Here is a 13,904-nt window from a genome sequence, read left to right as displayed (position 1 = left end):
CACGTCTCCTGCCTTCGTTGCAAAATGTAAATGCTCTGGTTATGCAATGAATTTTAAAAGCAGTAGTGACTTGGATTGAGCCACATTCCTCCCTTTGCTAGTAATGTAGAGGATAGCCTGAGTCAACTACTCAGTAATTTTACTGAAATTTACTAGCATATTGACACATTTAATATATTCAAAATCAGCTAGGGTTACCGAGGTTTAGGATTTTTGCAGCCGTTGTTCAATTTTGGTATCAAGAAATCAAAAAAGGGGCGATCGCCTTTCAAAAAAACTCTTTTAAGCCTTCAGCAGGTGCTAGCTGGTGCTGATTAACGCCGCGAGTCGTTTTGAGACTACAGCTAAGTATCCTTTCTCCAGTACTTCCTCGGCATCGAAAACATTCAGTGCCATGATAATTCGTGCGATCAGCCCCGTCCAGCCCGTTTGGTGACTTGCACCTAGTCCTACACCACTATCCCCGTGAAAGTATTCGTAGAACAGAATGAGATCACGCCAGTGGGGATCGCTTTGGAATTTTTCGGTGGCACCATAGACGGGTCGCCGCCCCGACTCATCCTTGAGGAAGAGGCTAGCCAAGCGGCGGGCAATTTCTGCCGCGACCTCCCAGAGGTTGAGCCAGCGTCCTGAACCCGTTGGGCATTCCACGGTAAACTCATTGCCGTAATAGCCATACATTTTGCGTAGAGCTTGCACCAAAAGAGCGTTCACTGGCATCCAAATAGGGCCGCGCCAGTTGGAGTTACCGCCAAATAGACCTGTGGTGGATTCACCGGGTTCGTAGCTAACGCGATAGGCTTCGCGACCCAGTTGAAAAATATAGGGATGATCATTGTGATAGCGGGAGAGCGCACGGATGCCATAGTCACTGAAAAATTCACTCTCATCTAACATCCGAGTGAGAATCCGCCGCAGTTTAACCTCGTTCACGGGTGAGAGCAGCCGCCGTTTTTTCACACCTGGGCGATCAATGGGGTTAATGTTGGTCAAAAGCTCAGGATGACGGGCATTAAAGGCAGCAATACGCTCCTTAAAGGTGGGTAGAGACTCTAACAATTCCTCCGAGAAAATTGCAGTTGTGCATAGGGGCAGCAATCCTACCATCGAGCGTACCTTCAGGCGTTGGGCGCGACCATCGGGCAGCCGCAGTAGGTCATAGTAAAAGCCGTCCTTTTCATCCCAAAGTTCATCTTTGTGAACACCAGCGCGATCCATCGCTCCAGCAATATAAACAAAATGCTCATAGAATTTGCAGGCCATATCCTCATAAACGGGATTCTGCTGCGCCAACTCCAGAGCCATAGAGAGCATGTCAAGAGTAAACATGGCCACCCAAGCTGTACCATCAGCCTGCTCAATAACGCCACCAGTGGGCAGGGGGGCACTGCGATCAAAGACGCCAATGTTGTCTAAACCCAGAAAGCCGCCCTCCATGACATTGTTGCCGAGGGAGTCCTTGCGGTTGACCCACCAAGTGAAATTGAGCATTAGCTTGTGGAATACACTCTCAAGAAAGGCCAAATTGCCTTTACCTTTGTTCATGGCTTTGTCCAAGAGATAGATTTGCCATGTGGCAATCCCATGAACCGGAGGATTGACATCCCCAAAGTTCCACTCGTAAGCAGGTATTTGACCGTTGGGGTGTAGATACAGTTCATTTACCATTAGCTTGAGCTGCTCTTTGGCAAAGTCCATATCCATGAGGGCTAAGGGCGAGCAGTGGAAGGCTAAGTCCCAAGCGGCAAACCAAGGGTATTCCCACTTGTCGGGCATGGAGATAATGTCGGCACTTTCAAGGTGGAACCAAGATTGATTGCGGGCAATAATGCGCTTCCCGACATTCGAAGGAACGGCTTGATCTTCGAGCCACTGCTTGACTGGGTAGTAATAGTACTGTTTTGTCCACATCATGCCGGCAAGGGCTTGACGGACAACATTGCGCTGGTCAGCGGTGCATTCAGTGGGGATGAGGTGATTAAAAAAGAGATCCGCTTCGGTGCGGGCTTGGTTGAGGCGATCGCTAAAGGCATTCCCAAAGCTGAGGGGGCTACTTTTGGCAGGTGCAAGGTGCAGTTGAATGACTTCAACCCCTTGGGCAGGAACTGTGATTTGATAGTGAGCGGCCACCTTGGTACCGACTTTGCCGGGGTTGACAGCATTGTGTTCGCCATTGATGAGGTAGCGGTGGAAAGCATCCTTGACGTAAGGTGAGGTGTTGGGTTGTCCAAAGAGGCGCTCAAAGTTAGTTTCATTCTCTGTGAAAAGGAAAGGAACAGGGCGATCGCTGGTAAACTCGTATTCCCCTAGCTCCTCATGGCGTGCCCGCACCAGTGTTGCATTCATTTGCTTGAGTTCGGGTTTGGCGAGAACCTTCCGCGGTGTCCAACTCCAAGTATTGCGGTACCAGAGGGTGGGCAAAACGTGCAAATGGGCAGCTTCGTTGCCGCGATTGTGAATGCTGATTTGGATTAAAATGCTGTTGGGAGCTACTTTGGCGTACTCAATAAAGATATCGAAGTAGCGATCGCCCTCAAAGACTCCCGTATCTAAAAGTTCATACTCTGGTTCAAAGCGGCTGCGGTGGCGATTGGTTGTAACCAAATCCAAGTAGGGATAAGCCGCCTGGGGGTACTTGTAGAGGTACTTCATGTAGGAGTGGGTGGGCGTACTGTCAAGGTAAAAGTAATACTCCTTAACGTCCTCGCCGTGATTTCCTTCATTGTTGGTCAAGCCAAAAAGCCGTTCCTTGAGAATCGGATCGTTACCATTCCAGAGGGCAAGGGCAAAACAGAGCCGCTGCTGGGCATCACAAATGCCCCCGAGGCCATCTTCACCCCACCGGTAGGCTCGCGATCGCGCCTGATCATGGGAAAAATACTCCCAAGCATTGCCGTCGGCGGAGTAATCTTCCCGCACAGTGCCCCACTGCCGTTCGCTCAAGTAGGGTCCCCAAAATTTCCAAGGGTTGGTCTGACCCTGTACTTGATTGAGTCGTTCTCGCTCAGGATTGGAACTCGACACCATACTTAACCTCGCTTTTTATATCAAAAAACTATGAGATTAATTAAAGGCTTCTATAAAATTTTGCTGAGCACTTAAATCTCACAGAGTATTTAGCTATCTAAGGTAGGCGATAGATCTAAAATCTTGTACGAAGAAAACATTAAGGTTTGATCAAGTGTCTGGGGGCTTAAATTTTGGTGGATAACCGATCCAAATTTCGCTTGACGTGCTCTCCAACTTCGGCAAAAATGAAACTAAAGGTTCGCTGATTTGCTAATTAAGCATAGGTTTCTTTTGAGGCTGAGCCGCAGAGGCATTCACAACCTGATGCCCCAGCTGAGCTGGCTGTACAGCTTGGTGGGGTTTGTCAATGCGTTTGAGAATTTTATGACATCTGTTTCTTCGTTGCCTTCACACCCCCAGCGTCCCAATTGGGGGGTGATTTTTTTTATGGGCGTTGTCCATTTGGCAGCATTGCTCGCATTTGTGCCCGGACTGTTTTCATGGTCGGCAGTGCTTCTTTGTTTTGTTCTTTATTGGCTGTCTGGGGGTCTAGGTATTACCTTAGGATGGCATCGCCTTGTCACCCATCGCAGTTTTCAGTGTCCAAAATGGCTGGAATATTTCTTTGTCTTTTGCGGTACCTTGGCCTGTGAAGGGGGGGTCATTGAATGGGTTGGCCTCCACCGCAATCATCACCTCCACTCTGATCAAGCACTGGATCAGCACAATTCCCAAAAGGGGTTTTGGTGGTCACACATGGGCTGGATGCTCCAAGAAGTGCCCGCTAAGGCAGAGGTAGAGCGCCTCACCAAGGACATCAACACTGATCCTGTCTATCGGTTTTTGAATCGGTATTTCCTGCCCATTCAAGTGGTTTTAGGGGTCTTGCTGTATCTGTGGGGTGGGCTGCCCTTTGTGGTCTGGGGCATCTTTGTCCGCCTTGTACTGGTGTATCACCTCACTTGGTTTGTCAATAGTGCCACCCATAAGTTTGGCTATCGCACGTTTGAGTCGGGCGATCGCTCCACAAATTGCTGGTGGGTTGCCCTGCTCACGTTTGGTGAAGGCTGGCATAACAATCACCACACCTATCCCCATTCGGCACGTCACGGTCTGCAATGGTGGGAATTCGATATTACGTGGATCACAATTCGGGCGCTGCAAGCAATCGGTCTTGTCCAAAAGGTACGGCTTGTGGAAGCTCCCGTGCAGCAATAAAAGCTGCTAAAAGGGGTTCTCTGGTTCCGCCTCTTGCCAAATACGGATTAATTCCCTTGCCTCTGGGTAGAGGGGATGCGTGGGGGGGATGAGTTCAGCGGTGGCGATCGCCTGCCGGTTGTTCCGCCCCACCCAATAGCGCGCCTGTTCCAAAATATTGTTGCCCCACTGCACAATTAACTGGTTGGCGGCGGCATAGACACTAGAGTTTGGGGAAATTTCTTGGGCAATGGCAATGGCAGCGGCAAAGTCGCGATCGCGCCCCCCCTGAGCACGGCGCTGGGCTTCATTCAGGCGGGCGATATCCTGATCGGGTTGCCAACTTACCGCTACAGTTGCAACAGGTGGGAAGAGTTCTTTGAGGCGATTTTGAGCCGTTTGATAGAGGGCGCGCTGGGGACGAATTTGCTCAAGGAGTTGGCGAGCTACCAACAGAGCCTCAGGAGTACCGCGACGGGCAAGGGCATTAGCTTGATCAATGAGCGGTTGATCTTCAGCAATCTCAATTTGGCGTTGCCACAGCCGTCGCTGATCGCGGATTTGTTCTTGGCGGTAGGGACTAGCGTCCACCAAAGGAATGTTGAGCCTGTTGAGGGCAAGGCGCAGGTGATTCAATGTGCCGCCACGGGCAATGGCCTGGGCTTCTGCGAGGGTATGCAGGACTTTTAGATCTGTTTGCCAGCGGCGAATCGCCTGTTGAGCTTCAAAGTAGAGGGGGCGTTCTGCGGTAATTGTTCGTGCTTGAGCGATCGCCCGATCAATATCCTGTCCCATCCCCACTTGAGCAAATTCTTCTGCTGTTGCCAACTTCAGCACATCTTCAGCGCCGCGAGCACTCTTGACATCGGCGGGAATCAAACGGGCAATCCGCTGGGCTTCTTGCGGGTCATAGCGATTGAAAGCCGCCACTGCTGACGCAAGCAACTGTTCACCCAACTCATTGAGCAATCGCCGAGCGCCGGGATAAATATCACTGGTAGTGGGAATTCGCCGCACAATTTCAATAGCAGCGGCCAAGGAATCGGCTCCCCCCTGTGCCATGAGGGCGCGTGCTTTATCCAACTGCCGATCTTCCTGTTGGGCACGGATAATCCGCTCATTAAAGGCACCAAACTGCTCCTGCGCCCAATAACGACATTCAACAAATTGCAACTGGAGCGAGATTTGAAAAGCTTCCCGCCATTCAAGGTTTTTTAAGGCGGCTTCGGCCCGCCGATAGATGGCCTCCCCTTCTTGCCAAATTTCTTGCCAGCGCTGAATGCGCTCTTCCACCTTGGCATAGGCTTGAACCTGACGGGGAATGCGTTGTGCAAAGGCGATCGCCCGATTCAATTGCCCTTCATGAAAGGCTACCTCTGCCAAGGCCAAAACCTGATCTGACCACACTTCTAAGCGACGATTGATTTCAGGGGCAAGGGGGTGATCGCGGGGCAAGTCATCAATGAGATCAATGGCATGGAGCAGGTCCTCAAGGGTGTGTTGCTCCGCCGCCTGTTGGGCACAGTAGAGTCGAAAGGAGGCCGATGCCAAAGGCCAAAGGACAAAATCACAATTGCCGGCAGTTGTCGGTTGCCGCAGCAGCAGCCACAGGGATAGCCCCGCAATACTCATAGAGGTTAAAAGGGAGAGGCTGGCCACCCCTTGCCAATGTTGTAACCAAGGTAAACAAGCACGGCACTGCTTTTGGACAAGGGGAATGAGACCATTGATGTGGAGCGATCGCTCGCTGAAGCGTTTCAACATCGCGATCACTGCGGTGGGTTTAGTTTGATCCTGCACCGTTTCCCCCCTCTCCAACACTCCTTATTTTGCACCCTAACTGTGAGCACAACCCTCGCTGACAGCCCTCTTTTGAAATAAGAGTAAGGAAATGCCATCCGCCACTTGCTTGTGCAGTGCTCAGGATGTTCCATCCTGAGTCAGAAAGGCTGTCCTTAGGAAATGGCCAAACCTCTCAAAATTATCCTAATCAATTTAGCAGAACCCGCAAGAATCCTCCGCTTTTGTACCGTAGGGGCTTCTTAATCTTTGTTCTTAATCTTTGATTGAAGCGCGAGATGAATTGCGGCAGCAACCGATGGTAAAGTGCTGATGGTAAATCCAGTTGACCCTAATGCTCAAAGTTGCCAAGGTCAGGCGCTACCCCAATCAGCAGCAGAAGTAATTCTTCGGCAATTGTCGCTGATCGTGGAACTATGGTCTGAACTTGATAAACCAACCCTACAAGGAAACTGGGAAAGGACTCTCTAGTTCCGACCTCAAGAGGAAGATTTCCAGCCGTAAGCAAGAGCATGAATGGCTATTTCTCTGAAGAAGGCTGTAGCCTTCTTCCGGGAAAGTCTAGGGGTAAGACCCAATCGTAGAGGACGTAAGAAGTCTGCGGAATTCAGGATTGAGTCTATACACCCAATCCTGAATTTGGGCAATCTGTTGGGTAGGAAGCTGCTATTGTCATCTTTGATTCAATAGCAGTATTTCACAGCGAGAGCTAGACCACAGACAAACTAACTGTTCGTCGTTTCACTAGAGGTTGTCACTTCACTGGGGATAGGCGATTGGGAAGCGGCATTGCCGCGATTGAGAGCTTCCTGCAACTTTGCCTCATCCTCTTTTGACAAAGACGTGCGCAGGACTTTGCCGCCAAAGGGAGCAATTTCCTCGATCACCTTGTCTGGTGTAGCTTGGCGCACTAGTGTAAAAATAGCCGAGCTACCAGGGGAGATAGTTTGTCCCAATTCTTTGATGAAGTTGTCATCAATGCCAATGTCGGTAAATTTGCCGGAAATTGCCCCCGCCACCAGACCCGCAGCCCAGCCCAAGAGAGGATTGAAGAACAATAGACCGATTAACAACCCCCAAAAGCCACCCCCAAGAGCTCCTTGGAGGGTTAGATCTTGGGTTTGGTTGATTTTAACCTTGCCCTCTTTGGTACGTACAACAACAGCAGCATCCTCCAGATCAATGAGGTGCTCCCGCTGCAGTTTTAATAACTGGATTAATACCTCATTCGCCTTGTACTCATCATCAAAGGCAATGACCACTAAGGTACTCATAACTTTAGATCTCCCGCAAATGTGGGTGATAGAACCGTTCTTACCCTAGCATTATCATTGGCGGGTTGCGACTGCGGTATGGTAGCTAAGGGGCAATGCTCGACCTTGCACCAATGCTTTCAGACGGTAGTTACGACCTTTTTTGCTGTAGGATAACAAGACCATGAGTACGCCACAAACCTACACGGTGACCATTCACGTGCGTCCCCTCAAGCCGGGAGACCCCCCCACACGGACGTACACAATTACTGTTCCCAGCGATCGCTACATCCTGCAATTCGCTGAAAGCCAAGGCCTTGAGCTACCCTTTTCCTGCCGCAATGGCGCCTGTACCACTTGCGCGGTGCGCATCCTCTCTGGCCAAGTGTATCAACCCGAAGCTATGGGGCTTTCCCCTGCCCTGCGAGCCAAAGGCTATGCCCTCCTGTGTGTTAGCTATGCCTGCTCCGACCTTGAGGTGGAAACCCAAGATGAGGACGAGGTTTATGAGCTGCAATTTGGTCGCTACTTTGGCAAGGGGCGAGTACAACTGGGCTTACCCCTCGATGAGGATTAGAGGAGGATTCAGTCTTTATGTCAGCTGTGAATTGTCCACTGCCGGAGCGCGAACGGCAGCGCTATCTAGAAATTGCCACGGAGGCAGCCTTGGCGGGGGGCGCTGTCCTGCAGCACTACTGGGGCAAACTAAGTGAGATTGAAGAGAAGGGACGCTCCGGTGACCTCGTCACAGTGGCCGATCGCCAGTCGGAAGCAGCAGTGCTCGATGTCATTGGTCGCCATTGCCCTGACCATGCCATTCTGGCGGAAGAGTCGGGTTTTTCAGGACTCCCAGAAACCCCCTTTCTCTGGGCAATTGATCCGTTAGACGGGACAACGAACTACGCCCATCAATACCCCTTTAGTGCAGTGTCGGTAGCTTTGCTAGTCGAGGGGGAACCCCATGTTGGCGTAGTCTATGATCCCTTTCACCGCGAACTCTTTCGCGCCGCCACTGGCCTTGGCGCTACTCGCGATCGCCAGCCGATTCGCGTTTCTAGTACCGCAGAACTAAGTCACAGCCTTTTGGTTACTGGTTTTGCCTACGATCGCCGCGAAACCGAGGACAACAACTACGCTGAATTTTGCTACCTGACCCATCTCAGCCAAGGGGTGCGGCGGGGGGGCGCAGCCGCCATTGACTTGGCTTACATTGCCTGTGGCCGCCTCGATGGCTATTGGGAACGGGGTCTTTCCCCTTGGGACTTGGCGGCTGGTGTGGTTCTTGTCCGCGAAGCTGGGGGTGTGGTGACTGCCTACGATCAGTCTCCATTTCACCTGACCTCCGGGCGTATTTTAGCGACGAATGGGTATCTCCATGCTGCTTTAAGTGAAGCACTTTTACGGGTGAAACCCTTGGGCTTTTCGTTTCTACCAGAGCTCACTTAGGCCTCTAGAGGCATTGCCTCAGCAAGACAAGTCCGCACCTGTAGGGTTTGATAGAAGTCTGCTTGCTGAAGCTCCACCTTAGACTGGGCGGCAAGGAACAGCAGTGCCCAAAAAACACCTACGGGATCGGGTTTGAGTTGCAGTAGGGCTTGGAAGTTGAACCATGTGCCTTCGGGGGCGATTTCTCCGAGGAGACTTTCCACTTCGCCGGCTATCTCCGTGAGGTTTTCTTGGTGAGCCAGTTGGGTAATTGCCTTGAGGGTCATAGGACGGCGACGACGGCGAGGTTGATGAGCTTGCAGTACCTTGGCGCGATTGCTTTGAGCCGCCATAGTTTTCAAGTGGACAATCAACTCCTCAAGGGTGACGCGGCGCCGTTGTTGGGGGGGAGCCACGGGGCGGCGATGCAAATGCTGCTCTAGGGCATAGGGTAAGACCATCCCGGACTGGGTTTCACTACTCTCTGACGGCTCCCTGAATTCTTCTGCGGCTGACGTAGGTTCAGCAACTGCAACTAGGCGATCGCTCTTCAGGAGTACCAGCATTGCAGCATATAAAAAGGCTTGCCCTGATTCACTGAGATTAGGTTCCCCCCGCCGTGCCAACTCTGCCAAACAGCGATCAAAAACATCAATCACTTGAATATCCCAAGGGTCAATTTCCCCCCGCTCGGCCAAGTCAATCAAAATGTCAATGGTGGTATCGGCAAAGGATTGGCTCATGGCTGGTTGCCCACGCTTGTTGTCTATCTTAGGGGGCTTGATAGCCCCTATCCAGAAAAGGCTCAGCAATGGGAATCGTAAAGTGGAATTCACTGCCGCGATCGCGCCCCGCTGATTCAGCCCAAATTTGCCCACCCAAATTGGTAATAATTTGGCGACAGATGGCTAAACCCAACCCCGTACCACCCGCAGAGCGCCGCAGTGCCCCTTCCTCCTGATAGAAGCGATCAAAAATCGTTTCCAAGCGATCTGGCTCAATACCACGCCCCGTGTCAGCAATGGTGACTTCCAATAGACCATCTGGACGAGGCTTGGCAGCAATAGAGACCTGACCGGACTGCCCAGTAAACTTACAGGCATTATCCAGCAACTTGGAGAGCACCTCCACCAACCACTCCCCATCTACTCGGATCAGGGGCAGTTCCTCAGGTAACACCGTGCGAATTGTTGGTAGTTGATCCTTCGAGGTGCGCAGACTACTGAGGGCCAGATCCACCAGTTCTTGGAGGGGCAGGGGTTCCGGTCGCCACTGTACCCGGCCACTTTCTAGCTGCGAGAGGGTAAGGAAGTCCTGAATCAGTTTCCGCATGCGTTCAGCATCGGCAAGAGCGGTACTCAACATCACCTGCCGCAGTTCTGGATCCATATCAGGTTCACTGGCCAGGCTTTCGAGGCAGACTTGAATCGTTGAAAGGGGCGTGCGCAGTTCATGCCCTGTAATTGCAATTAGATTGCTGCGGGTGCGATCTAAAGCTTCCAGTTGCGCATTGAGTTCCTCTAAATCTGCGTAGGCCTCCGCCTGAATTAGGGCAACCCCTACTTGGGTGGCGATCGCTTCTACTAACTCCGCATCCATATCGTGCCACGGCAGCGCTTTGCCTCGATGCAGTTCGACAATGCCCAAAAGCCGTCCTTGATAGAGGACAGGTGCTAGTAGAAGCGCTTTGACCCCGGCGGCATCTAGCGCCTTGAAACGGCTCGCTTCATAGTGGGGATCAGCCGCTACATCATCCACCTGAATAGCGTGTTGATGCGCCAGTGCCTGCTGGGTATAGGGGTGCTCACTCACGGGCCAGTACTGGTACTGCAAGGGGAGTAGGGTACCGCTAGTGTATTCATGCTCAATGCGCACCCGCGTATCGGTACTGCGGCAACGATAAATCAAACAGCGATCGCCCTTGAGGGCTTCCCCCAGTTCTGCCACCGCGCGAGTGAGAATTTCCGTAGGATTGAGGGAGTTGCGAATTGCTGTGGTAATTGCATTGGTGAGGCGTTCCTTGCGCTCTTGAATGGCAATTTGGCGATAGGCCTTGATTTGCTTGTACTGGCCTGCTTGGAGATAGGTCACTAGGCGATCAGCAAAGGGGGCAGGATCACTATTGCACCCCTCCCCTTGGCGATAGGTCTCAACCCATGCCAGACCTTCCTTGAGTTTCTCCTTCAGTTCAGGGCGGTACTCACGGATACGGTTGAGGAGGATTTCAGCGGTTGTGGCTGCCACCTGCCGATCAAAGGTCCAAATACCCTCAAAGCGACGCGCCGCATCCATTGGCGGCAACACATCCAGGCGATTGGCGGGCGATCGCTGGATTTCGCGGCAGACTAAGCAAGTACTGTAATTTTTGCCCAAGACGGTCAAATGCCACTCTTGGCTGAGGGCATCGGCAGGATCAAAGGCAACCGTTTCATAGTCCCCAGAGCAGTTCGTAAACTCGGTTTCGGGGGCAGCCAAGACATAAACATGATGGGACTTTGTGGCAATGCGCTGATAACGATGGGCTTCTTGGCGATAAAAGCGTTCCCGCTGAAAACAGGCAATAATGATCGGCGCATCCTCATTGGCCAAAACCTGATCCTCCATTGCGTGGGAGAGCGCCGTCAACGAGGTCTTGAAGTACACTTGCGATCGCAAGCGAGGCAATCGCGCCAACAACTCCTCAAGAACAGATGTGGCAATGATCCTGTTGGCCATGGAAGGGTGTGAATAAAAAGATGCCCTAGGTACCATTATCGGCAAATCCGCACCCCAGAACCTATTGAAATTCAGCTCAATCGGCTGCACTGGAGTGAATCAGCTACCTAATTTCTTAAACTTTTGTTAAAAATTTTGTTGATTGGCAGGGCTTATATGTAGTTTTCTATACTATATTTAAGCAATCCCCCAAAGATCGGCCTCTCTAGGGGCAGGGATCAACAAAATCCTCATAATTGCAAGGATGGCTTACGTTGTTCCCGCAAACCCTCCGTGGAAACACCCATGGCAAGAAGAGAGGGGTGTAGTAAGTTGGGTGTCAGAGACAAGGTGAGAAACAAACTGTGACTGCCCCTGTGTCCACTGTCCGAAGTGCTGGTTATCGTCATTACGATCCAGAGGCGATCGCCCGCTACTACTGGCGACACCCTTGGCAAGTCATTTGGCGGTTTTTGAACATTTCAGTATCTTTCTTAACATTTTGGCTGCTGTTGCAGTGGGACAAGTGGCTAGGTCAACAGGAAAGTCAGCGTCCCCTGCGGGCAATGCAACTGCGCAAACTCCTAATTCGTTTAGGCCCAACCTTTATCAAAGTGGGTCAGGCCCTTTCCACCCGTCCCGATCTCATTGCCCCCGCCTACCTCGAAGAACTCACGCTCCTTCAGGACAAACTGCCCCCCTTTGCCAATGATATTGCCATTGCCATCATTGAGCGAGATCTGCACTTAAACTTGGGAGATATTTTTGCCGAATTCTCACCCCAACCGGTGGCCGCCGCCAGTCTTGGTCAAGTCTATCGAGCTAAACTGCACAGTGGCGAGGAGGTGGCCGTCAAGGTACAGCGCCCCAATCTCTTGCCCGTGATTACCCGTGATCTATTTTTAATCCGCCTTTTGGTGCAGTGGGTTAAACCTTGGCTTCCCATTAACCTCTGCTATGATCTGCGGGACATTGTTGATGAATTTGGCCGTAAGCTCTACGAGGAAATTGACTACCTCAACGAAGGGCGCAATGCTGAGAAATTTGCCGCTAACTTTCGCGATGATCCCACGGTCAAGGTACCGAAAATCTACTGGGAGTACACCAGTGAGCACGTGCTAACCTTGGAATGGATTCACGGCATTAAGCTCACCCGTACTGATTGCATGGTGGCGGCGGGCGTCAATCCCGATGAGCTAATTCGCATTGGCGTCATTTCAGGTCTGCGGCAACTGTTAGAATTTGGCTTTTTCCATGCGGATCCACATCCGGGGAACCTCTTTGCCATGCCAGATGGGCGGATGGCCTATATTGACTTCGGCATGATGGATCAACTGGAGGAGAGTACTAAGGAATCCCTTGTAGATGCTGTTGTGCATTTGGTGAATAAGGACTATCAAGCTTTGGCAGCGGACTTTGTCAAACTGGGCTTCCTCACTCCGGAAACAGATATGACGCCGATTATCCCTGCCCTTGAGTCAGTTTTTGAGGAGGTGATTGGCTCCAGTGTCCGCGAATTCAACTTCAAGGTCATCACCGATCGCTTCTCTGAGTTGATGTATGCCTACCCCTTCCGTGTTCCTGCCAAGTTTGCCCTGATCATTCGCTCCCTTGTCACTCAAGAGGGCATTGCACTGTGCCTCAATCCCAACTTCCGGATTGTTGATGTCAGCTATCCCTATGTGGCACGGCGTCTGCTCCAAGGAGAATCGCCGCAACTGCGGCGACGGTTGTTGGATGTCCTTTTCAAAGATGGGCGTCTTCAGTGGCAACGACTGGAAAATCTGATTACAATTGCCCGCCAAGATCAGCACTTTAACCTAGCGCCAACGGCAACACTAGGCTTGCAGTACCTCTTTTCGGAGGAGGGACAGTACCTGCGACGACAAATTGTGCTAGCGTTAACCGAAGATGACCGTCTCCACACCGAAGAGGTGCAACGCCTTTGGAATTTGATCAAGTCCGATCTGCGACCCCTCTTCTTGATTGATGTGGCATGGGAAGCCCTCAAGGCCTCTGTGTCCCACACCCTAGGTAAAGAAGAAGAAAGCAATTCTTTGGCGGTGGCCAGTTAAGGCTGGAAAACGGTTGTCAACGGTCCCTGAGTGTTTAAGAAGGATTAGGTATCCCGTGTTTGATCCACCAATTGTCTTGCTATTAGCCGGTATTTTTATGGGGTTGACCAGTGGTAAAGCATTTACAGCCACCCTCCAGCAGAGTGTCCAAGAATGGAACCGCAGTCGCTCCACTCGCGTTTTAAGTCAATTGCGTGGTTTCCAGCTTCAGTTGCCCTACTTGGGCATTTCCATGGGCATCTGGCTGTTCCTGATGGCGGGATTGTGGACTTACGGTTTCAGCGCCGGCGTGAGTATGGTGATTGCCTTTGTGCTGACGATTGCCACTGCCCTTCTAGTGTGGTATCAACTGGGGAAAGTGCTGACTATTTTAAGTACGGCTGGCTCCCGTGCCTTGGATCTTGATGCCCTTGAGGCCAAGGAATAGTTCTTTATAACCTCCCAAGGAGGC

The 13,904-nt window shown here is 51.6% G+C and carries 10 protein-coding genes; 5 read left to right on the top strand and 5 right to left on the bottom strand.

What is annotated here, in order from left to right; all coding sequences use genetic code 11:
• Positions 1-300: 300 nt before the first annotated feature.
• The gene (locus P3X23_RS06475) at positions 301-3,027 is read right to left on the bottom strand and encodes a glucosidase (RefSeq protein ID WP_300874399.1); all 2,727 of its coding nucleotides are present in this window, start codon (positions 3,025-3,027) and stop codon (positions 301-303) included.
• Between the two features lie 366 nt (positions 3,028-3,393).
• Between P3X23_RS06475 and P3X23_RS06470 the strand changes: the two genes are divergently transcribed.
• Complete coding sequence (locus tag P3X23_RS06470) at positions 3,394-4,227, top strand: acyl-CoA desaturase (protein ID WP_300874397.1); 834 nt, start codon at positions 3,394-3,396, stop codon at positions 4,225-4,227.
• Between the two features lie 6 nt (positions 4,228-4,233).
• Here the strand turns inward: P3X23_RS06470 and P3X23_RS06465 are convergent, their stop codons facing one another.
• Together P3X23_RS06465 and P3X23_RS06460 are read right to left on the bottom strand one after the other, a co-directional pair.
• Positions 4,234-6,006, bottom strand: coding sequence for a hypothetical protein (locus tag P3X23_RS06465; protein WP_300874394.1), 1,773 nt, complete (start codon positions 6,004-6,006; stop codon positions 4,234-4,236).
• A gap of 725 nt (positions 6,007-6,731) precedes the next feature.
• Positions 6,732-7,280: a DUF1269 domain-containing protein gene (locus P3X23_RS06460; RefSeq protein ID WP_300874391.1), complete on the bottom strand. Its 549-nt coding sequence runs from the start codon at positions 7,278-7,280 to the stop codon at positions 6,732-6,734.
• A gap of 163 nt (positions 7,281-7,443) precedes the next feature.
• Between P3X23_RS06460 and P3X23_RS06455 the strand changes: the two genes are divergently transcribed.
• Positions 7,444-7,836 (top strand): 2Fe-2S iron-sulfur cluster-binding protein, encoded by a 393-nt coding sequence (locus P3X23_RS06455; RefSeq protein WP_300874389.1) that lies wholly within the window; start codon positions 7,444-7,446, stop codon positions 7,834-7,836.
• Positions 7,837-7,853: 17 nt separating this feature from the next.
• Positions 7,854-8,705, top strand: coding sequence for an inositol monophosphatase family protein (locus P3X23_RS06450; RefSeq protein WP_300874388.1), 852 nt, complete (start codon positions 7,854-7,856; stop codon positions 8,703-8,705).
• Here the strand turns inward: P3X23_RS06450 and P3X23_RS06445 are convergent.
• Complete coding sequence (locus P3X23_RS06445) at positions 8,702-9,427, bottom strand: ScpA family protein (RefSeq protein WP_300874386.1); 726 nt, start codon at positions 9,425-9,427, stop codon at positions 8,702-8,704. The two genes, P3X23_RS06450 and P3X23_RS06445, sit on opposite strands and share 4 nt — an antisense overlap.
• A gap of 28 nt (positions 9,428-9,455) precedes the next feature.
• The gene (locus P3X23_RS06440) at positions 9,456-11,399 is read right to left on the bottom strand and encodes a DICT sensory domain-containing protein (protein ID WP_300874383.1); all 1,944 of its coding nucleotides are present in this window, start codon (positions 11,397-11,399) and stop codon (positions 9,456-9,458) included.
• 356 nt (positions 11,400-11,755) lie between these two features.
• Here P3X23_RS06440 and P3X23_RS06435 point away from each other — a divergent pair, with 356 nt between their 5' ends.
• Together P3X23_RS06435 and P3X23_RS06430 are read left to right on the top strand one after the other, a co-directional pair.
• On the top strand, positions 11,756-13,453 hold the full coding sequence (locus tag P3X23_RS06435) for an AarF/ABC1/UbiB kinase family protein (RefSeq protein WP_300874380.1): 1,698 nt from the start codon (positions 11,756-11,758) through the stop codon (positions 13,451-13,453).
• A 55-nt stretch (positions 13,454-13,508) separates the two neighbouring features.
• Positions 13,509-13,880 carry a hypothetical protein gene (locus P3X23_RS06430; RefSeq protein WP_300874377.1) on the top strand — a complete coding sequence of 124 codons (372 nt, stop codon included), beginning with the start codon at positions 13,509-13,511 and terminating at the stop codon, positions 13,878-13,880.
• The last annotated feature ends 24 nt before the right edge of the window (positions 13,881-13,904 follow it).

This window comes from Thermosynechococcus sp. Uc (assembly GCF_029335995.1).
Classification (GTDB): Bacteria; Cyanobacteriota; Cyanobacteriia; order Thermosynechococcales; family Thermosynechococcaceae; genus Thermosynechococcus.
This window is presented reverse-complemented; position numbering and strand designations above follow the sequence as displayed.

Coding starts and splice junctions, on each gene's coding strand:
- P3X23_RS06475 (WP_300874399.1), bottom strand. CDS start 3,027: ATGGTGTCGAGTTCCAATCCTGAGCGAGAACGACTCAATCAAGTACAG.
- P3X23_RS06460 (WP_300874391.1), bottom strand. CDS start 7,280: ATGAGTACCTTAGTGGTCATTGCCTTTGATGATGAGTACAAGGCGAAT.
- P3X23_RS06470 (WP_300874397.1), top strand. CDS start 3,394: ATGACATCTGTTTCTTCGTTGCCTTCACACCCCCAGCGTCCCAATTGG.
- P3X23_RS06445 (WP_300874386.1), bottom strand. CDS start 9,427: ATGAGCCAATCCTTTGCCGATACCACCATTGACATTTTGATTGACTTG.
- P3X23_RS06440 (WP_300874383.1), bottom strand. CDS start 11,399: ATGGCCAACAGGATCATTGCCACATCTGTTCTTGAGGAGTTGTTGGCG.
- P3X23_RS06450 (WP_300874388.1), top strand. CDS start 7,854: ATGTCAGCTGTGAATTGTCCACTGCCGGAGCGCGAACGGCAGCGCTAT.
- P3X23_RS06455 (WP_300874389.1), top strand. CDS start 7,444: ATGAGTACGCCACAAACCTACACGGTGACCATTCACGTGCGTCCCCTC.